The organism is Rhizobacter sp. P2_G4 (assembly GCF_056403575.1).
The window spans coordinates 438,621-458,859 of the sequence record NZ_JBFUFG010000001.1 but is presented as its reverse complement, the minus strand read 5'-3'; the positions used below and the strand labels follow the sequence as shown (position 1 = coordinate 458,859).

The following is a 20,239-nucleotide window of genomic DNA, read 5'->3' as shown; positions in this document are numbered from 1 at the left end:
TTCCTTCAGGCCGCTTTTTCGGCAGGCGTCTCAAGACCGAAGTCTTGCGGGTAGTAGTTGAGCGCCGACAGCACCGGGTAGGGCGTCATGCCCCCCATGGCGCAGAGCGAGCCGTAGAGCATGGTGTCGCACAGGTCGCGCAGCAGCTTCTCCTGCTGCGGGCGGTTTTGGTTCAGCGTGATCTTGTCGATGACTTCGACGCCGCGCGTCGAGCCGATGCGGCAGGGTGTGCACTTGCCGCAGCTCTCGATGGCGCAGAACTCCATCGCGTAGCGCGCTAGCTTGGACATGTCGGCCGTGTCGTCGTGCACCACGAGCCCGCCGTGGCCGACCACCGCGCCGACGGCGGCATAGGCCTCGTAGTCGAGCGGGATGTCCCACTGCGATTCGGGCACGTAGGCGCCGAGCGGCCCGCCCACTTGCACCGTCTTGATTGGTCGGCCCGATGCGCTGCCACCGCCGAAGTCATACAGCAACTCGCGCAGCGTGAGGCCGAAGGCCTTCTCGACCAGGCCGCCTTGCAAGATGTTGCCGGCGAGCTGGAACGGCAGCGTGCCGCGCGAGCGGCCCATGCCGAAGTTCTTGTAGAAGTCGGCACCACGCGCCAGGATGATGGGCACAGTGGCCAGCGTGATCACGTTGTTGATGACGGTCGGCTTGCCGAACAGGCCTTCGATGGCCGGCAGCGGCGGCTTGGCGCGCACGATGCCGCGGCGGCCCTCCAGGCTTTCGAGCAAGGCGGTCTCTTCGCCGCACACGTAGGAGCCGGCGGCCTTGCGCACTTCGAGGCTGAAGCGCTTGCCGGAACCGAGCACGTCCGCACCCAGGAAGCCGGCGGCTTCGGCATGGCCGATGGCTGCGTTCAATACAGCAATGGCGTGCGGGTACTCCGAGCGAACGTAGATGTAGCCCATGGTGGCGCCGGTGGCGATGCCGGCGATCGTCATGCCTTCGATCAGCATGTACGGGTCACCTTCCATCGTCATGCGATCGGAGAAGGTGCCAGAGTCGCCCTCGTCGGCGTTGCAGACGATGTACTTCTGCTCGGCCGGTGTGGCCGCCACCGTCTTCCACTTGATGCCGGCCGGGAAGGCTGCACCGCCACGCCCGCGAAGCCCGGCGTCGAGCACCTGTTGCACGATTTCTGTCGGGGCGAGCGTCAGCGCGCGGCGCAGGCCGGCGAAGCCTTCGTGCGCTTGATAGTCGGCGAGCGACAGCGGGTCGGTGATGCCCATGCGCGCGAAGGTCAGGCGCTCCTGCTTCTTCAGGTACGGAATCTCGTCGGTGAGGCCGAGCTGCAAGGCATGCGCGCTGCCTTGCAGGAAGCCGCTGTCGAACAACGCCCCCACGTCTTTCGTCGTCACCGGGCCGTAGGCCACACGGCCGGAAGGCGTTAGCACTTCAACCAGCGGCTCCAGCCAGAACATGCCGCGCGAGCCATTGCGCACCAGGTTCACGGACAGGCCACGCGCAGTCGCTTCGGCCGCAATGGCGCGTGCGACACGATCGGCGCCCACGGCCAGAGCGGCAGAGTCGCGGGGGACGTAGACGGTGATGCTGTCGCTCATGTTGCGCTCCGGGCTTGCGCCACCAGTTCGTCGAAGGATTGCGGTGTGAGGCGCGCATGCAGCTCATCGTCGATGAGTGCGGCGGGCGACGATGCGCACATGCCGAGACAGTACGCCGGTTCCAGCGTGAACACACCGTCTACAGAGGTGCCGTGAACGCCGCAGCCCAGCGTTTTGCTGGCATGCGCGAGCAACGCGTCGGCGCCCATCGACTGGCACGCTTCGGCGCGGCAAATATGGACTACATGTTTACCCGCAGGCTCGCTGCGGAAGTGGTGGTAATAAGTGATTACCCCATGCACTTCGGCGCGTGAAAGATTGAATTCGCTGGCGATCGCGGCGACCGCATCCTTGGGAATATGGCCCAGCGCGTCCTGGATTCCATGCAGGGCAGGCATCAGCCCACCGGGCACATTCTTATGGGTGGCGGCGATCGATCGCGCAATGTCGGTGCTGTCATTCATAGGCTGTTGTGGGCATGTCTCGGTGGAGCCTCTGAGGGCAAGTCCGGCGGAGTCTATGGACGCGCCTCCTGCGCCGCAATATGGCGCAGAGGGTCGTTGTAATATGCTGTGGCGGACATATTTACTCCGATTCATGCACGAAGTCACGATCAAGCAGCAATGGACCATCCGCCAAGCCGGTGGAACCGCCCTGGCACCGCGCGCCATCAGCCTTTTGGTCGGCGTGCATGAGCAAGGCAGCCTCGCCAGCGCGTGCACCACTCTCGGGGTCTCGTACCGCCATGCATGGGAGTTGATCCGCCAGGGCGAGGCCCTGTTCGGCGAGCCGCTGATGGTGATGGAGCGCGGCAAGGGCTCCAAGCTGACGCCGCTGGGCGAGCGGCTCGTGTGGGCCGACAAGCGCATCACGGCGCGCCTGTCGCCGGTGCTGGACTCCTTGGCTTCGGAGCTGGGCGCCGAAATCCAGAAGGTGCTGGCGCGCGTGCCGACGCTGTTGCGCATCCATGCGAGCCACGGCTTCGCGATGCAGACGCTTCACCACGCGCTGGTTGCAGCCGAGCTGCCGAACGACCTCAAGTACTGCAGCAGTGTCGAAGCGCTGGCTTCGCTGCACAACGCCACCTGCGATGCTGCCGGCTTCCATGTGCCGCAGGGCGAGTTCGAAACGCCTGTTGTCGAGTTCTACCGCCAGTGGCTGAGCGTCGGCTCGCAGAAGCTCATCAACATCGCCTGGCGCCACCAGGGGATGATGGTCGCGCCGGGCAACCCCAAGAAGATCTACGGACTTAAAGACCTGCTTCGGCCCGGCGTGCGCTTCATCAACCGGCAGGCCGGCTCGGGCACGCGTCTGCTGCTCGACATGCTGCTGCGCAAGGAGGGCATCGACCCGGCGCGGATCAAGGGCTACGAGCAATGCGAGTTCACGCACGCCGCCGTGGCGGCCTTCGTGGCCAGTGGCATGGCCGATGTGGGCTATGGCGTCGAGACGCCTGCGCGCCAGTTCAAGCTCGATTTCGTGCCGAGCCAGAGCGAGCGCTACTTCCTGCTGTGCGACGAGCGTTCGCTCGACGCACCGGTGATGCAGCAGATGCTCGAGATCCTGCGTGGCGACGAGTTCAAGCAGGCCGTCGACCGGCTGCCGGGCTACGAAGCCCGCGACTGCGGGACAGTCATCGAGCTGGACGAAGCCTTCGAGGCGCTGCAAACACCTGTTGCGAAGAAGCGGCGCGGCTGAACCGCGCGCCGCCCGCGTCAGGCAGGCAGCGGGCTCAGCTCGGTCTGGACCTCGGTCGTCACGGTCGTCATCAACCGGTGCACCGGGCACTTCGACGCGACGTTGAGCAGCTCCTGGCGCTGCGCCTCGGTGAGCGAGCCAGTCAGCGTCATCACCGCTTTCAAGCGGTACTTGCCCTGGCGCTCTTCGCTGTCATCGCGCTCGATGCTCACCTCGATGCCGTCGACCGGAATGTTCTTGCGCTTGGCGTACCAGAGCGTGGTCAGCGCCTTGCACGTGCCGAGCGCGCTGTCGTACAGCTCATGCGGCGTCGGCCCGAAGTCTTCGCCACCGTTCGACTCGGGTTCGTCGACCGCGAACGCGTGCTGGCGTATCGCTACCGTGTGCTTCATCTTCGCGCTCGTGTCGCGCGTCACCGTGATCGTCATGCAAAGCTCCTTCGGGTTCGGGTTGTCGACTGTGCCACTCGCTCTCTGCCCACGTGCTCGCTCAATGCGCGCGGCTCCACCATGATTCCGGGAATTGCCCTTCGAGCCACTTCACGAAGCCGCTGACCTTGGTGGGCACGAGGCGCGGCGACGGGTACACGGCATGGATCTCCTGCGCCGGCAAGGCCCAGTCGGCCAGCACCGGCACCACCACGCCTTCTTGCACCGAGTCGTGCGCCACGTACCAGGGCAGTGTGGCCAGGCCCAGGTCCGCGCGCGTGGCGGCCAGCAGCGCCGAGAGGTTGTTCGATCGCAGCGGGCCCTTCACCGGGATCGGCATCGGCTGGCCGTCGGCACCGGTGAAGTGCCAGCGTTCGTCGCCTTGCACGGTGCTGTAGATCAGCGCGTCGTGCTGCGCAAGATCATGCGGTGTCTTCGGTGTGCCGCGCTTGGCCAGGTAGGCGGGCGTTGCGACCATCACCCACGGGTTGGCGCCGAGGTAACGCGCGCCGAGTGACGAGTCGGCCAGGCGGCCCATGCGCAAGGCGACATCGATGCCTTGCTCGATCAGGTTCACGTAGCGGTCTTCGAAACTCAGGTCCACCTGGATGTCGGGGTGCTCGCGCATGAAGCGCAGCACCAGCGGCACCATCACGCGCCGCCCGAAGGCCACCGAGGTGCTGATGCGCAAGGTGCCGCGCACGCGCGATTGCAGCAGCGCGGCGAGGTTGTCCGCCTCTTCGAGCTCGCGTGCGATCACGCAGCACTTCTCGTAGTACAGCGTGCCGATCTCGGTGGGCGTGACGCCGCGTGTGCTGCGATGAAAGAGGCGCGAGCCGAGCCGTTGCTCGAGTTCGGCCACGTGCTTGGTCGCGGTGGGCTGCGTGAGCCCGAGGTCCGATGCAGCCTTGCTGAACGAGCCCGTTTCGACGACGCGGATGAAGAGACGAATGCCTTGAACACGGTCCATGCGCGCAATGTAGGCGCAAACGCGAAGGCCATTCCTGCACGGAATATCAGATATCCCCTGACTTGGATTCACAGAGTCGAAACCAGCGCCGACCATGGCCTCGACGATTTCAAGACAAGTCGCCACCGACTTTTCGGTGGTCAAAAAGGAGACTGATATGGCCCGAATGAAAGCCGTGATGGCTGCTGTGCTCGTGATGGAGAAGGAGGGCATTTCGCAGGCCTTCGGCATCCCCGGCGCGGCGATCAACCCGCTCTACTCCGCCCTGCGCGAACGCGAATCCATCGCCCACGTGCTGGCCCGCCACGTCGAAGGCGCGTCACACATGGCCGAGGGCTACACCCGCGCCAAGGCCGGCAACATCGGTGTGTGCATCGGCACCTCCGGCCCCGCCGGCACCGACATGATCACCGGGCTGTATTCGGCGCAAGCCGACTCGATCCCGATCCTGTGCATCACCGGTCAGGCGCCGCGTGCGCGCATGCATAAGGAAGACTTCCAGGCGGTCGACATCCAGTCGATCGCCAAGCCCGTCACCAAGTGGGCCACGACCGTGCTGGAGCCGGCACAGGTGCCGCGTGCGTTCCAGCAGGCCTTCCATCTGATGCGCTCCGGCCGGCCCGGCCCCGTGCTGATCGACCTGCCGTTCGACGTGCAGATGGCCGAGATCGAATTCGACATCGACACCTACGAGCCGCTGCCGGTCTACAAGCCGGCTGCCAGCCGCAGGCAGGTTGAGAAGGCGCTCGAGATGCTCAACGCATCGGACCGCCCGCTGCTCGTGGCCGGCGGCGGCATCATCAACGCCGATGCGTCGGAGCTGCTGGTGCAGTTTGCCGAGATCCTTGGCGTGCCGGTGATCCCCACGCTGATGGGCTGGGGCGCCATTCCCGACAACCACCCGCTGATGGCCGGCATGTGCGGCCTGCAGACCAGCCATCGCTATGGCAACGCCACCATGCTCGCGAGCGACTTCGTGCTCGGCATCGGCAACCGCTGGGCCAACCGCCACACCGGTTCGGTGGAGGTCTATACCAAGGGCCGCAAGTTCGTTCACGTCGACATAGAGCCCACGCAGATCGGCCGCGTGTTCGCGCCCGACTTCGGCATCGTGTCGGATGCGAAGCTGGCGTTGCAGCTCTTCGTCGAGGTGGCGAACGAATGGCTCAAGGCCGGCAAGCTGCGTGACCGCAGCGAGTGGGCTGACGAGTGCCTCGCACGCAAGGGCTCCATCGACTACCAGCGCAAGACCAACTTCGACAACGTGCCGATGAAGCCGCAGCGCGTTTACCAGTGCATGAACCGCGCGTTCGGCGAAGACACCTGCTACGTCAGCACCATCGGCCTGAGCCAGATTGCCGGTGCGCAGTTCCTGCACGTCTACAAGCCGCGCAACTGGATCAACTGCGGGCAGGCCGGCCCGCTGGGCTGGACCGGCTCGGCCGCGCTGGGCGTGCGGGCGGCCGACCCGAACCGCGAGATCGTCGCGCTGTCGGGCGACTACGACTTCCAGTTCATGATCGAAGAGCTGGCCGTGGGTGCGCAGTTCAAGCTGCCGTACATCCACATCGTCGTCAACAACAGCTACCTCGGCCTCATTCGCCAGGCGCAGCGCGGTTTCAGCATGGACTACTGCGTCCAGCTCGGCTTCGACAACATCAACACGCCCGAGAGCGATGTGTCGGTGAAGGGCTATGGCGTCGATCACCTGAAGGTGGCCGAAGGCCTGGGCTGCAAGGCCGTGCGTGTGGAGCGCGCCGAAGACATGGGCCCTGCGATCGAGAAGGCGCGCGCCTGGATGGCCGAGCACCGCGTGCCGGTGGTCATCGAGGTGATTCTCGAGCGCGTGACCAACATCGCCATGGGCACCGAGATCGACAACATCAACGAGTTCGAAGAGCTCGCGAAGACGCGCGCCGACGTGCCAACCGCACTCGCGCTGCTCGACTGACCCGCACAGAACCCGGAGACATCGCCATGCCGAAATTTGCCGCCAACCTGACCATGCTGTTCAACGAGGTACCGTTCCTCGAGCGCTTCGAACGCGCGGCGAAGGCTGGTTTCCAAGCCGTGGAGTTTCTGTTCCCCTACGACTTCGCGCCCGACACCATCAAGCTACTGCTCGATCGTCACAAGCTCAAGCTCGTGTTGCACAACCTGCCCGCCGGCAACTGGGCCGCGGGTGAGCGCGGCATCGCCTGCCTGCCCGAGCGGATGGACGAGTTTCGAACCGGCGTCGCGCGCGCCGTCGAGTACGCGAAGGTACTCGGCGTTGGGCAGCTCAACTGCCTGGCCGGCAAGGCACCGCTGGGCGCCGACGAGGCGGCGTTGCGCAGCACCTTCGTTGCGAACCTGCGCTACGCCGCGCGCGAACTCGGCAATGCCGGGCTCAAGCTGCTGATCGAGCCGATCAACACCTACGACATTCCGGGCTTCTACCTCAGCCGCACGCAGCAGGCGATCGACATCCTCGACGAGGTGGGGGCCGACAACGCCTTCGTGCAGTACGACCTGTACCACGCGCAGCGCATGGAAGGCGAGCTGGCGGCCACGGTGCAGAAGCACCTCGCGCGCATCGGCCACATCCAGCTGGCCGACAACCCGGGGCGCAACGAGCCCGGCACCGGCGAGATGAACTACACCTTCCTGTTCGCGCACCTCGACCGCATCGGCTACTCGGGCTGGATCGGCTGCGAATACAAGCCTGCCACGACGACTGAAGCGGGCCTTGGCTGGCGCCAGGGCCTGGCGCAATAGGCCTTCGAGACAAGCACTCAAAGCAAAACGGAGACACGAATGACATCGCAACCTCTCAAGCTCGGCTTCGTCGGCCTGGGCATCATGGGTGGCCCCATGGCCGGGCACCTGATCCGAGCCGGCCACCAGCTCTTCGTCCACACGCTCGGCAAGATTCCACCCGGCGTCGCCGACACCAGTGCGACCGTGTGCACCAGCGCCCGCGGCGTGGCTGAGCGTGCCGACATCGTCTTCCTGATGGTGCCTGACACGCCCGACGTGGAGCTGGCGCTGTTCGGCGAGACCGGCGTGGCGGCAGGCCTGTCCAAGGGCAAGACCGTGGTCGACATGAGTTCCGTCTCGCCGATCGCGACCAAATCCTTCGCGAAGAAGATCAACCTCATCGGCTGCTACTACCTCGATGCGCCGGTCTCGGGTGGCGAAGTGGGCGCGAAGAACGCGACGCTCTCCATCATGGTCGGCGGCCCGCCGGAGACCTTCGACAAGGTGAAGCCGCTGTTCGAGCTGATGGGCAAGAACATCACGCTGGTGGGCGGCAACGGCGATGGTCAGACCGCCAAGGTGGCCAACCAGATCATCGTGGCGCTCAACATCGAAGCGGTGGCCGAAGCGCTGTTGTTCGCGTCGCGTGCAGGCGCCGACCCAGCCCGCGTGCGACAGGCGCTGATGGGCGGCTTTGCGTCGTCGAAGATCCTCGAGGTGCATGGTGAACGCATGATCAAGCGCACCTTCGACCCGGGCTTTCGCATCGAGCTGCACCAGAAGGACCTGAACCTCGCATTGAGCAGCGCTCGCGCGCTCGGCGTCTCGCTGCCCAACACCGCGACCGCGCAGGAGTTGTTCAACTCGTGCGCAGCGCATGGCGGCAAGGGCTGGGACCACTCGGCGATGGTGCGCGCGCTCGAGAAGCTCGCCAACTTCGAAGTCGGCCAGCAGCCCGACTGAGCCGCGCGTTCAGGTCGCCGATGGCGGTGAGCGGTCCGAAGAACGCCGCTGCTTTCATGCAAAGACTGCGCGAGCGCAAGGCACTGCCTGTTCACGCGAACACCGTAGAAAAACGCGTGCGCGCGTCGCCAATTTTCATGTGATTGCGATCGACGCACACGAGCGTTCGATGACATTTCTCGTTCACAACCGCGGCATGTATTAGGGACAACGAGCATGCCGTTTTTTTCAAAGTTGACCCGCGTCAAGAGTTTTTAAGCGCAACCCTCCGACAGTGAAATTTGTTTCGAATGCGCGCGTGACAACACGTTTCCGACAGAGTCCGCCGAAGAGTGGAACGACCGGATCTCAGCGCTTCGACATCGTCCACCCCACCACACAGAGACAAAGGACAGCTTCGCCATGAGTCATTCATCTGCCACCATTCCAGCGCCCGGCAGCGCCAGCGGATCACTCGCCACGGCTCGAAGTCCTGCCTACCGGTGGGGTCAGCTCCTCATGGGCATCGTCTGCATGGCCATGATTGCTAACCTGCAATACGGGTGGACTCTGTTCGTCAACCCGATTTCTGACAAGCATGGCTGGAGCCGTGCCGCCATTCAGGTGGCGTTCACGATCTTCGTGCTGACCGAAACCTGGCTGGTGCCGATCGAGGGCTACCTGGTCGACCGCTTCGGCCCGCGCCCGGTGGTGCTGGTCGGCGGCATCTTGTGCGGCCTCGGCTGGGCGATGAACTCGGTCGCCGACTCCTTGACCATGCTCTACATCGCCGCGGCCGTCGGCGGTGTCGGTGCCGGTGCTGTGTATGGCACCTGTGTCGGCAACGCGCTGAAGTGGTTCCCGGATCGACGAGGGCTTGCGGCAGGCTTGACTGCCGCGGGCTTCGGTGCCGGTTCGGCGCTGACCATCGTGCCGATCTCGGCCTTCATCAAGTCGAGCGGCTACGAAGCGGCCTTCCTGTACTTCGGCATCGGCCAGGGCCTGATCGTCTTCCTGATCTCCTGGGCGCTGACGCGTGCTCCCGAGCACCCGAAGAAGTCGGCCGAGATCAACGTGCAGCAGTCCAAGCGCGACTACAGCCCGACCGAGATCGTGCGCAAGCCGGTGTTCTGGGTGATGTACGCCATGTTCGTGATGGTCGCCGCCGGCGGCCTGATGGCCACGGCCCAGCTCGGCCCGATCGCCAAGGACTTCAAGATCGGCGATGTGCCGGTGAACATCATGGGCCTGGTGCTGCCGGCACTGACCTTCGCACTGGCGATCGACCGCGTGCTCAACGGGTTGACGCGACCGTTCTTCGGCTGGGTGTCTGACCAGATCGGCCGTGAGCAGACGATGTTCATCGCCTTTGCGCTCGAAGCCGTCGGCATCCTGCTGCTCTACAAGTTCGGCCAGAACCCGATCGCCTTCGTGATCCTCACCGGCCTTGTGTTCTTCGCCTGGGGTGAGATTTACAGCCTCTTCCCGTCGACCTGCGCCGACACCTTCGGATCCAAGTACGCAGCGGCCAACGCCGGCATGCTGTACACGGCCAAGGGCACGGCGTCGCTGCTGGTTCCCTTGTCGAGCGTGCTCGCCACGGCGACCGGCGGTTGGGAGACGGTGTTCATCGTCGCCAGCCTGATGAATGCGGCGGCGGCGTTGATGGCCTGGTTCGTGCTGCGGCCCATGCGGCGCGCTCACATGAACAAGTCGGCCTGAAGAAGCCCCCGCTGTTCCCCGCGCCGGCCCGCTGGCGTGCACCTGATCGGGGTGTGCGTCAGCGGGCCGGCGCACTTGGGTGTGGCACTTTCTCTGTGCACGCTGGAGGCTCGCCAAGCCTTTGCTGGACCGAGTGATCTTGTTTATTTCGGGTTTAGATTCGTATCAACCCTGATATGGCAATCCCGAAAAGTTGACCGCGATCAAGCTGAATCCACGAGACTCGGTCGCAGCATTGAAACAGCAGATTTCATAACGCTTTTCAAAGCGAATCGCACCCTAGACACACAGGAGACAAACATGATCAAGAGCCTCATTTCGCGCTCGCAGCCCCGAGTGGTTCGCCACTGCCTCGGTGCCTTGCTGGCACTCGCCTTCGCGGCACCCGCCCTGGCCTGGGAGCCGACCAAGCCGGTTGAATTCGTGGTGCCTGCAGGCACGGGCGGCGGCGCCGACCAGATGGCGCGCCTGGTTCAGGGCATCGTCATCAAGCACAAGCTGATGAAGGAGCCGCTGATCGTCGTCAACAAGTCGGGTGGTGCTGGCGCCGAGGGCTTCCTGTCGGTCAAGGAGGCGAAGGGCGATCCACACAAGATCATCATCACGCTGTCGAACCTGTTCACGACGCCGCTCGCCACCGGCGTGCCCTTCAACTGGAAGGACATGACGCCCGTCGCGATGCTGGCGCTCGACCAGTTCGTGCTGTGGACCAACGCCGACGAGCCCTACAAGACGGCCAAGGACTACATCGCTGCGGTGAAGGCGGCCGGCCCGAACAAGTTCAAGATGGCCGGCACCGGCTCCAAGCAGGAAGACCAGATCATCACGGTCGCCATCGAGAAGGCGACCGGCACCAAGTTCATCTACGTGCCCTTCAAGGGCGGCGGCGAGGTGGCGGTGCAGCTGGTGGGCGGCCACGTGAACTCGACGGTCAACAACCCGATCGAGGCGGTGGCGCAATGGCGTGCCGGCAAGCTGCGCGCGCTGTGCGTGTTCGACCACGAGCGCATGCCGTTCAAGGCCAAGGTGACCGACACGCAGTCGTGGAATGACATTCCCACCTGCAAGGAAGCCGGCGTGCCGACCGACTACACCATGCTGCGCGGCATCTTCATGGCACCGGGCGTGACGGCGGAGCAGACGGCGTTCTACGTCGACCTGCTGACCAAGGTGCGCGCCACGCCCGATTGGGCGGAGTACCTCGAGAAGGGCGCCTTCAATCCGACCTTCATGACCGGCGCTCCGTTCGCCAAGTGGCTTGAAGGGGCCGAGGCGACTCACCGCGCCTTGATGACCGAAGCCGGCTTCCTCGCCGCCAAGTAACCGGGTACCGGCGGAGCACAGCAGCCAGCCCCTCGCGACGCGCGCTGGGCTGGCAACGGTGCCGCGCGCGTGTGACCTCACCTTCCTCACAGGAGTCGCATGAACAACGAAGAAAACACCGAGGGCACCGGCGTCGGCGTAGCCACCTGCTACGTCGAAGCCGTGGTGGCGGCGCTGCTGCTGCTGGTCGGCATCGTGGTGATCGTCGAGAGCCGTCGGCTCGGCGCCGGCTGGACGACCGATGGCCCCGGCTCGGGCTACTTCCCCTTCATCATCGGCGTGATCATCACCGTCTCGAGCGGCGGCATGCTGTACCAGTCGCTCATCAGCAAGAACAAGAACACCAAGGTGTTCGTCGACACCGTGCAGATCAAGCGGGTGATGTCCGTCCTGCTGCCGGCCACGGTCTACGTTTTGGCGATCGGCTTTCTCGGCCTGTACGTGGCCTCGGCGATCTACATCGCCTTGTTCATGATCATTCTCGGCAAGTACTCATGGGTGAAGAGCATCGTGGCGGCGCTGGTCGTCAACACGCTGTTCTTCTTCATGTTCGAAGTGTGGTTCAAGGTGCCTTTGTTCAAAGGCTCGCTCGATCCCCTGCGCTTCCTCGGCTACTGACACTCCCGGAGCACACGCGAAATGGAAGAAATCAGCGCCCTGTTGCAGGGCTTCTCTGTGATCCTGACCCCGATGAACATCGGACTGATGTTCGTGGGGATCATCCTGGGCGTGCTGATCGGCGTGCTGCCCGGGCTGGGCGGCGCCAATGGCGTGGCCATCCTGCTGCCGCTCACGTTCACGATGTCGCCCACCTCGGCCATCATCATGCTGTCGTGCATCTACTGGGGTGCGTTGTTCGGCGGGGCGATCACCTCGATCCTGTTCAACATTCCCGGTGAGCCGTGGTCGGTTGCCACCACGTTCGACGGTTACCCGATGGCGCAGAAAGGCCAGGCCGGCGCGGCGCTGACGACGGCCTTCACCTCGTCGTTCGTCGGTGCGCTGGTGGCGGTGATCATGATCACCTTCTTGGCGCCGCTGGTGGCGAAGTTCGCGCTCAAGTTCGGCTCGCCCGAGTTCTTCGCGGTGTACCTGCTGACCTTCTGCAGCTTCGTTGGCATGGGCAAGGGGTCGCCGTTCAAGATCCTGGTATCGATGGCGTTCGGCTTCGCGCTGGCGTCGGTCGGCATGGACACCGTGACCGGCCAGCTGCGGCTGACCTTCGGCCAGCCCGAGCTGATGCGCGGCTTCGACTTCCTGATCGCGGTCATCGGCCTCTTTGGCATTGGCGAGATCCTGTTGTCAATGGAAGAAGGGCTGAAGTTCTCCGGCAAGAGCGCAAAGATCGACCCGAAGGTGGTGCTGCAGACCTGGAAGCAGCTGCCGCAGTACTGGGTCACCTCGCTGCGCAGCTCGCTGATCGGCATCTGGATGGGCATCACCCCGGGCGGTGCCACACCGGCCTCGTTCATGAGCTACGGCTTGGCGAAGAAGATGTCGCGCAAGGGTCCGAAGTTCGGCACCGGCGAGATGGAGGGCGTGATCGCGCCGGAGACCGCGGCGCACGCGGCCGGCACGAGCGCGCTGTTGCCGATGCTGGCGCTCGGCATTCCCGGCTCGCCGACTGCGGCCGTACTGCTGGGCGGCCTGCTGATCTGGGGTTTGCAACCCGGGCCATTGCTGTTCGTCGAACAGAAAGACTTCGTCTGGGGGCTGATCGCCAGCATGTACCTCGGCAACGTGGTCGGCCTCATCGTCGTGCTGAGCACCGTGCCGTTGTTCGCATCGATCCTGCGCATTCCGTTCTCGATCATTGCGCCGGTGATCATCGTCATCTGCGCGATCGGCGCCTACACCGTTCACAACGCGATGCTCGACATCTGGTTCATGCTGGGCTTCGGTGTCGCGGGCTACCTCTTCAAGAAGCTGGACATCCCGTTGGCGCCGCTCGTTCTCGCGCTGGTGCTGGGTGACAAGGCCGAAGACTCGTTCCGGCAGGCGATGCTGGTGTCGCAGGGCGACGTGGGGATCATGTTCTCCAACCCGCTGGTGGGCGGCATCACGACGCTGGCACTGACGCTGCTGTTCTGGCCGCTGATCTCCAAGGGCATTGCGCTGATCAAGCCAGCCAAGCCCGATGAGTTCGCCGCCGAGCGCCCTGTGGACTGACGAAGGAGCTGCCATGCCAGTGATCGCAATGACCCAGGAAATGGGTTCGCTCGCCAAAGACGTTGCACTGCAGCTCGCGCAGACCTTGAACCTCGCGGTCATGCGCCACGAGGTCGTCGACCGGGTGGCCGAGAAGATGAACGTGCCCAAGAGCCTGATCCACCGCCTGCGCGGCGGCAAGGCCGGCGTGGTGGAACGCCTGACCACGGATCAGAGCAGTGTGGCGCTCTACACCGCCGAAGAGCTGTTCGCGCTGGCCGACCGTGGCAACGTTGTCTTGCGCGGCTGGGGCGCGACCTGCCTGCTGCGCCCGGTGCCGCACGTCGTGTGCGTGCGGGTCACGCGCTCGATGAAGAAGCGCGTGGAGTGGCTGATGGAACACCTGGAGACCGACGACGCCGAGTTCGCCGAAGCCGAGATTCGCCGCAGCGACCAGGCGCACAGCTCACGCATGAACGACCTGTACGGCGTGACCTGGGGTGACCCGCGGCTCTACGACCTCGTGCTCAACACCGACCGCATCTCGGTCGAGAGCTGCGTCGAACAGATCGCAACGCTGGTGCGCCGCCCGGAGTTCGCCGAGACGCCGCAATCCAAGGCGCTCTTGGCCAACATGACGCTCGAAGCGCGGATTCAGGTGGCCTTCAAGGACCACGCCGCCACGGACGACATCAGCATCACCGTGAACGCGGACCAAGGCAAGGTCACGCTGCAAGGCATCGTGCTGAACAACGAGGAACGTTCGCAGGCCGAACTCGTGGCGGCCGGTGTGGCCGGTGTGGTGAGCGTGGACAACCAGCTGCGCTTGATGGCGAGCTCGAGACGCTTCGCTTCGGCCAAGTACTGATCCTATCGGCCGAAGCTCAGGCACGCAGGTGATGCAATGACTTCAAACCTTGCTGCGCTTCTTCAGCCGACTCAGGGTTTCGGCCGACAGGTTCAGGTAGGACGCGAGTTCCTTGCTCGGAATGCGGTCGACCAATTCGGGGTGCTTGCGCATGAACCGCTCCAGGCGGCCGGGCGCGTCGAGCAGGTGCAGTGTGATGGTGTGGGCCATGATTTCGCTCATGCCGCGCATAACGTAGTACTCGAACAGCTCCTTGGTCGGAGCGTGGCGGTTCAGGAACGCGATCCACTCCTTCAGCGGCAAGCTGGCCACGCGCGCCTTGGTCACGCAGACGATGCCATACGGTGTGGGCGTGCCCAGGCGCATGGCGGCGTAACTCGTCTCCATGTCACGCTCGTCGGCGAAGCGCAGGATCATTTCCTTGCCCTCCTTGTTGGAGACGACGCGCTTCAAGATGCCGTCGAGGATGAAGTACTGCTCCATCTCGCGCACACCCTGGTGCAGCAGGAACTCACCCTTGTTGCAGTCGACGATGACGAGATGCGGCTCGAGCTCAGCGCGATCTTCTTCGCTCAGACCCTCCAGCGCCACGTTCTGCTTGAGCTGGAGGCTGATGACTTTCCGTTCGGGATGGTTCGCGAGCAAGGTCATGGGGTGGCCATCATTCCGAATAGAGCCGTGTCCTGCGCCGAAGAAACACGAATGACGTTTTTATCGGGATGGGTATCGAACAGCGAAGCTGCTGCAGCGAACGAAACATGGCGCAGAACCGGGTCGCTCGGCAGTCCATTTTTCGAAAATTGACCGCGGTCAATTGGGAGAACAGGGATCGATTTCTATGATACCCCGACGATGCAAGACCCCGTACCCCGGCACCCAGCGGGGCGGCGATATCCACCTTTGGAGGTCGCTGCCGCACGTTGCTGCACGACCCTTGTAGCAGCCAAAACGAAGAGACGTACACCATGACAAACGACACCCAAGCCAGCGAACAGACCGACGGGTTCCACCTGCTCATCGACGCCCTGAAGCTCAACGGCATCGACACGATCTTTGCCCTGCCCGGTATCCCGATCACCGACCTCACGCGCATGTCGCAAGCCGAAGGTCTGCGTGTCATCTCGTTCCGCCATGAGCAGCACGCCGGCAACGCAGCCGCTGCCGCTGGCTTCCTGACCCAGAAGCCGGGCATCTGCATGACGGTGTCTGCACCGGGCTTTCTGAACGGCCTCACCGCGTTGGCCAACGCCACGACCAACTGCTTCCCGATGATCCTCATCAGCGGCTCGAGCGAGCGCGAGATCGTCGACCTGCAGCAAGGCGACTACGAAGAGATGGACCAGCTCGCAATCGCCAAGCCGCTGTGCAAGGCTGCGTTCCGCGTGCTGCATGCCGAAGACATCGGCGTGGGCGTGGCGCGCGCCATCCGCTCCGCGCTGTCGGGCCGCCCGGGTGGCGTGTACCTCGACCTGCCAGCCAAGCTGTTCGCGCAGACCATAGATGCAGCGGCCGGCAAGAAGTCGCTGATCAAGGTGGTGGACCCCGCACCGCGCCAGATCCCGGCCCCCGATTCGGTCCAGCGCGCACTCACGCTACTCAAGGGCGCCAAGCGCCCGCTCATCGTGCTGGGCAAGGGCGCCGCTTACGCGCAGGCCGATGCCGACGTTCGCGCGCTGGTCGAGAAGAGCGGCATTCCTTATCTGCCGATGTCGATGGCCAAGGGCCTGCTGCCCGACACGCACAACCAGTCTGCATCGGCCGCCCGCTCGTACGCGCTGGCCGAGGCCGATGTGGTGATGCTGGTTGGTGCGCGGTTGAACTGGCTGCTGTCGCACGGCAAGGGCAAGACCTGGGGCGAGCCCAACTCGAAGCAATTCATCCAGATCGACATCTCGCCCACCGAGATGGACAGCAACGTGCCGATCGCCGCGCCGCTGGTCGGCGACATCGGCTCGTGCGTTGCCGCGCTGGTGGCGGGCATGGGTTCCAACTGGGCCAAGCCACCGACCGAGTGGACCCAAGGCCTGGCCGAGCGCAAGGACAAGAACCTGTCGAAGATGGCTGCCACGCTGGCGCAGACGCCTTCGCCGATGAACTTCCACAGCGCGCTGAACGTCATCCGCAACGCCGTGAAGGCGCGCCCTGATGCGATCGTCGTCAATGAAGGCGCGAACACGCTCGACTTCGCGCGCAGCATCGTCGACATGTACGAGCCGCGCAAGCGCCTCGACGTGGGCACCTGGGGAATCATGGGCATCGGCATGGGTTTCGCCGTCGCTGCAGCGGTGACCACCGGCAAGCCGGTGATCGCGATCGAAGGCGACAGCGCCTTCGGCTTCAGCGGCATGGAGGTCGAGACCATCTGCCGCTACAACCTGCCGGTTTGCGTGATCGTCTTCAACAACAACGGCATCTACAAGGGCACCGACGTGAACCCACGTGGCGGTGACGTTGCGCCCACCGTGTTCGTCAAGAACGCGCGCTACGAAATGATGATGCAGGCCTTCGGCGGCGTGGGCGTTCTCGCCAACACCACCGAAGAACTGGCGAAGGCGTTGGAGGAGGCAGTGTCGTCCGGCAAGCCGACACTGATCAACGCCGTCATCGATGAAACCGCAGGTACCGAGAGCGGTCGGATCACGAGCCTGAATCCGCAGGCCGCCAAGAAGAAGTAACCCAGTCCACACTTAGGAGCATAGACATGAGCGACCTGCCACTCAAGGGCATCAAGATCATCGATTTCACGCACGTTCAGGCCGGCCCCGCCTGCACACAAATGCTGGCTTGGTTCGGCGCCGACGTCATCAAGCTCGAGCGCCCTGGCGCTGGTGACGTGACACGCAGCCAGCTGCGCGACATCCCGAACGCCGACGCGCTGTACTTCACCATGCTGAACAGCAACAAGCGTTCGCTGACGCTGAACACCAAAGCGGCTGAGGGCAAGGAAGTGCTCGAGAAGCTGATCCGCGAGTCCGACGTGATGGTCGAGAACTTCGGCCCCGGCGCGCTCGACCGCATGGGCTTCACCTGGGAGCGCATCCAGGAACTGAACCCCGGCATGATCCTGGCCTCGGTCAAGGGCTTCTCCGACGGCCACCACTATGAAGACCTGAAGGTCTACGAGAACGTGGCGCAATGCGCCGGCGGCGCGGCGTCCACCACCGGCTGGTGGAAGGGCGAGAACTCGCAGCCGACGATCAGCGCTGCCGCACTGGGCGACAGCAACACCGGCATGCACCTGGCCATCGGCATCCTGACGGCCATCATCGGCCGTCAGAAGACCGGCAAAGGCCAGAAGGTCGCCTGCTCGATGCAGGACGCTGTGCTGAACCTGTGCCGCGTGAAGATGCGCGACCAGCAGCGCCTGGAGAAGGTGGGCTATCTCGAGGAGTACCCGCAGTACCCGCATGAGATGGAAGCGTTCAAGGACCGGGTGACACCCCGTGGTGGCAACGCCGGCGGCGGTGGCCAACCGGGCTGGATCCTGAAGTGCAAGGGCTGGGAGACCGACCCCAACGCCTACATCTACTTCACGGTGCAGGGCCATGCGTGGGAGCCGATCTGTGACGCGCTGGGTAAGCCGGAATGGAAGACCGACCCGGCCTACACCACGGCCAAGGCTCGCCAGCCGCACATCACGAAAATCTTCGACACGATCGAAGACTTCATCAAGGACAAGACCAAGTTCGAAGCGGTCGACATCTTCCGCAAGTTCGACATTCCTTGCGCACCGGTGCTGTCGATGAAAGACCTGCTGCGTGACGAGTCACTGCGCGCGAGCGGCTCGATCGTCGAGGTCGACCACAAGGAGCGCGGCAAGTACTTCACGATCGGCAGCCCGATCAAGTTCTCGGGCTTCAAGCCCGAAGTCGTCGGCTCGCCGCTGCTGGGTGAGCACAGCGATGAAGTGCTCGCCGAACTCGGCTACAGCAAGGAGCAGATCGCCGCGCTGCACCGATCTGAAGTGGTCTGATACCTGGGGAGCTACCTTTGCAAACGAACGTCGATCTCACCCAGCTCGTCGCAGGAGCCGGCGACGCGATCATGGTTTGCGATGCGAAGGGCGCTATCACGTTGTGGAATAAGTCTGCCGAGCGCATCTTCGGATTTACCGAAGCCGAAGCGCTCGGCCAGTCGCTGGACCTCATCATTCCGCAGCGACAGCGCCAACGGCACTGGGACGGTTATCACAAGACGATGGAGACGGCCGTCACCAAATACGGTGCCGATGTTTTGCGCGTGCCCGCCCTGCATAAAGACGGGCACACCTTGTCGATCGCCTTCACGGTGTCGATGATCTTCTCGGCGGACAAGAAAGTCAGCGGCATCGTGGCGATCGTCCGCGACGAAACGACCCGATTTGCCGAGGAACGCGAGCTGCGCAAACGTCTGGTAGAAATGGAGGCCAAGACAACTGGAAGCAAGCAATGAGCAAGGCACTCGACGGCGTTCGTATTCTCGATTTCACCCACGTCCAATCCGGCCCCACCTGTACCCAGCTATTGGCCTGGTTCGGCGCTGACGTGATCAAGGTCGAACGTGCCGGCGAAGGCGATGCCACTCGCGGCCAGTTGCGCGACATTCCCGGTGTGGACAGCCTCTATTTCACGATGCTGAACCACAACAAGCGTTCGATCACGCTCGATACCAAGAAGCCGAAAGGCAAGGAGGTGCTCGACACGCTGATCAAGACCTGCGACGTGCTGGTCGAGAACTTCGCTCCCGGTGCCCTCGACCGCATGGGCATCACCTGGGAGCACATCCAGAAGCTCAACCCCCGCATGATCGTCGCCTCGGTCAAGGGGTTCGGGCCGGGCAAGTATGAAGAGTGCAAGGTCTACGAAAACGTGGCGCAGTGCGCCGGTGGCTCGGCGTCGACCACCGGTTTCGATGACGGCCCGCCCATGGTGACTGGCGCCCAGATCGGCGACAGCGGCACTGGCCTCCACCTCGCGCTGGGCATCGTGGCCGCGCTCTATCAGCGCAACAGCACTGGGCGTGGCCAGAAGGTGCTGGCACCGATGCAAGACGCCGTGCTCAACCTTTGCCGCGTGAAGCTGCGCGACCAGCAGCGGCTGGAGCGCACCGGCACCATGCACGAGTACCCGCAGTACCCCGACGGCACCTTCGGCGAAGCCGTTCCCCGCGCAGGCAATGCATCGGGCGGTGGCCAGCCCGGGTCGATTTTGAAGTGCAAGGGCTGGGAGACCGACCCGAACGCGTACATCTACTTCATCACGCAAGGCGCTGTGTGGCCGGCGGTGTGCAAAGTAATCGGCGAAGAAGGCTGGATCGACGACGAGGCCTATGCCACGCCGGCAGCGCGACTGCTTCACCTGAAGCCCATCTTCGCGCGCATCGAGAAATGGACCATGACCAAGACCAAGTTCGAGGCCATGGAAATCCTGAACAAGTACGACATTCCCTGCGGTCCGATTCTTTCGATGAAAGAGATCGCGGAAGACGAGTCCTTGCGCAATACCGGCACGATCGTCGAGGTCGACCACCCTACGCGGGGCAAGTACCTGACGGTCGGCAACCCGATCAAGATGTCGGACAGCGCCACCGAGGTGACGCGCTCACCGCTGCTGGGAGAGCACACCGAAGAAGTGCTGACGCAGCTGGGTTACAGCGCTGATGACCTCGCCATGCTTCGCGCCGAGCGGGTGATCTGAACTGACACCGGGCGGCGCCGGCCGCCCACCCCTCGGCACGGTCAAAATCAATCCATAACCTCGAGAGAATGGTCTAGATAAAATACTTTAACTATCAATTATGGGTCAACGATCCTACATTTTGTACCTGCCCGCCGATTTTGATTTATCAACCGCGG

The 20,239-nt window shown here is 63.9% G+C and carries 18 protein-coding genes; 13 read left to right on the top strand and 5 right to left on the bottom strand.

Going from position 1 to position 20,239, the window contains the following annotated elements; all coding sequences use genetic code 11:
- Positions 1 to 5: 5 nt before the first annotated feature.
- Positions 6 to 1,568, bottom strand: coding sequence for a formate dehydrogenase beta subunit (locus AC1DYS_RS02280; RefSeq protein ID WP_477895638.1), 1,563 nt, complete (start codon positions 1,566 to 1,568; stop codon positions 6 to 8).
- Positions 1,565 to 2,032 (bottom strand): formate dehydrogenase subunit gamma, encoded by a 468-nt coding sequence (locus AC1DYS_RS02275; RefSeq protein WP_477895636.1) that lies wholly within the window; start codon positions 2,030 to 2,032, stop codon positions 1,565 to 1,567. Before AC1DYS_RS02275 ends, AC1DYS_RS02280 begins: the two co-directional genes overlap by 4 nt.
- A 133-nt stretch (positions 2,033 to 2,165) precedes the next feature.
- Between AC1DYS_RS02275 and AC1DYS_RS02270 the strand changes: the two genes are divergently transcribed.
- The gene (locus AC1DYS_RS02270; RefSeq protein ID WP_477895634.1) at positions 2,166 to 3,266 is read left to right on the top strand and encodes a substrate-binding domain-containing protein; all 1,101 of its coding nucleotides are present in this window, start codon (positions 2,166 to 2,168) and stop codon (positions 3,264 to 3,266) included.
- A gap of 17 nt (positions 3,267 to 3,283) precedes the next feature.
- Here the strand turns inward: AC1DYS_RS02270 and AC1DYS_RS02265 are convergent, their stop codons facing one another.
- Both AC1DYS_RS02265 and AC1DYS_RS02260 read right to left on the bottom strand, forming a co-directional pair.
- A complete protein-coding gene (locus tag AC1DYS_RS02265) occupies positions 3,284 to 3,694 on the bottom strand; it encodes an OsmC family protein (RefSeq protein ID WP_477895632.1) in 411 nt (136 codons plus the stop codon).
- 61 nt (positions 3,695 to 3,755) lie between these two features.
- Positions 3,756 to 4,664, bottom strand: coding sequence for a LysR family transcriptional regulator (locus tag AC1DYS_RS02260; protein ID WP_477895630.1), 909 nt, complete (start codon positions 4,662 to 4,664; stop codon positions 3,756 to 3,758).
- 157 nt (positions 4,665 to 4,821) lie between these two features.
- Between AC1DYS_RS02260 and gcl the strand changes: the two genes are divergently transcribed.
- From gcl to AC1DYS_RS02220, 8 genes are all read left to right on the top strand, one after another.
- Positions 4,822 to 6,615, top strand: a complete 1,794-nt coding sequence (gene gcl, locus AC1DYS_RS02255; RefSeq protein WP_477895628.1) for a glyoxylate carboligase — start codon at positions 4,822 to 4,824, stop codon at positions 6,613 to 6,615.
- 26 nt (positions 6,616 to 6,641) lie between these two features.
- Positions 6,642 to 7,421, top strand: a complete 780-nt coding sequence (hyi, locus tag AC1DYS_RS02250) for a hydroxypyruvate isomerase (protein ID WP_477895626.1) — start codon at positions 6,642 to 6,644, stop codon at positions 7,419 to 7,421.
- Between the two features lie 39 nt (positions 7,422 to 7,460).
- Entirely contained in the window at positions 7,461 to 8,366 is a 906-nt protein-coding gene (glxR, locus tag AC1DYS_RS02245) for a 2-hydroxy-3-oxopropionate reductase (protein WP_477895624.1), read from the top strand.
- Positions 8,367 to 8,864: 498 nt separating this feature from the next.
- A complete protein-coding gene (gene oxlT / locus AC1DYS_RS02240) occupies positions 8,865 to 10,067 on the top strand; it encodes an oxalate/formate MFS antiporter (RefSeq protein WP_052197348.1) in 1,203 nt (400 codons plus the stop codon).
- A 300-nt stretch (positions 10,068 to 10,367) separates the two neighbouring features.
- A complete protein-coding gene (locus AC1DYS_RS02235) occupies positions 10,368 to 11,390 on the top strand; it encodes a Bug family tripartite tricarboxylate transporter substrate binding protein (RefSeq protein WP_477895622.1) in 1,023 nt (340 codons plus the stop codon).
- Between the two features lie 99 nt (positions 11,391 to 11,489).
- The gene (locus AC1DYS_RS02230; protein ID WP_477895620.1) at positions 11,490 to 12,008 is read left to right on the top strand and encodes a tripartite tricarboxylate transporter TctB family protein; all 519 of its coding nucleotides are present in this window, start codon (positions 11,490 to 11,492) and stop codon (positions 12,006 to 12,008) included.
- 21 nt (positions 12,009 to 12,029) lie between these two features.
- Entirely contained in the window at positions 12,030 to 13,559 is a 1,530-nt protein-coding gene (locus AC1DYS_RS02225) for a tripartite tricarboxylate transporter permease (RefSeq protein ID WP_477895618.1), read from the top strand.
- 13 nt (positions 13,560 to 13,572) lie between these two features.
- Complete coding sequence (locus tag AC1DYS_RS02220) at positions 13,573 to 14,406, top strand: cytidylate kinase family protein (protein ID WP_477895616.1); 834 nt, start codon at positions 13,573 to 13,575, stop codon at positions 14,404 to 14,406.
- A gap of 42 nt (positions 14,407 to 14,448) precedes the next feature.
- On the opposite strand, the gene AC1DYS_RS02215 is transcribed toward AC1DYS_RS02220, so the two are convergent.
- Positions 14,449 to 15,057, bottom strand: coding sequence for a Crp/Fnr family transcriptional regulator (locus AC1DYS_RS02215; RefSeq protein ID WP_477895614.1), 609 nt, complete (start codon positions 15,055 to 15,057; stop codon positions 14,449 to 14,451).
- A 314-nt stretch (positions 15,058 to 15,371) separates the two neighbouring features.
- Between AC1DYS_RS02215 and oxc the strand changes: the two genes are divergently transcribed.
- From oxc to frc (AC1DYS_RS02195), 4 genes are read left to right on the top strand one after another with little or no spacing between them, the layout of a single operon-like run.
- On the top strand, positions 15,372 to 17,081 hold the full coding sequence (gene oxc / locus AC1DYS_RS02210) for an oxalyl-CoA decarboxylase (protein ID WP_477895612.1): 1,710 nt from the start codon (positions 15,372 to 15,374) through the stop codon (positions 17,079 to 17,081).
- Between the two features lie 26 nt (positions 17,082 to 17,107).
- Positions 17,108 to 18,379, top strand: a complete 1,272-nt coding sequence (frc, locus tag AC1DYS_RS02205) for a formyl-CoA transferase (protein ID WP_477895610.1) — start codon at positions 17,108 to 17,110, stop codon at positions 18,377 to 18,379.
- 17 nt (positions 18,380 to 18,396) lie between these two features.
- Positions 18,397 to 18,837 carry a PAS domain-containing protein gene (locus AC1DYS_RS02200; RefSeq protein ID WP_047486324.1) on the top strand — a complete coding sequence of 147 codons (441 nt, stop codon included), beginning with the start codon at positions 18,397 to 18,399 and terminating at the stop codon, positions 18,835 to 18,837.
- Positions 18,834 to 20,081, top strand: coding sequence for a formyl-CoA transferase (frc, locus tag AC1DYS_RS02195; protein ID WP_477895608.1), 1,248 nt, complete (start codon positions 18,834 to 18,836; stop codon positions 20,079 to 20,081). Before AC1DYS_RS02200 ends, frc (AC1DYS_RS02195) begins: the two co-directional genes overlap by 4 nt.
- The last annotated feature ends 158 nt before the right edge of the window (positions 20,082 to 20,239 follow it).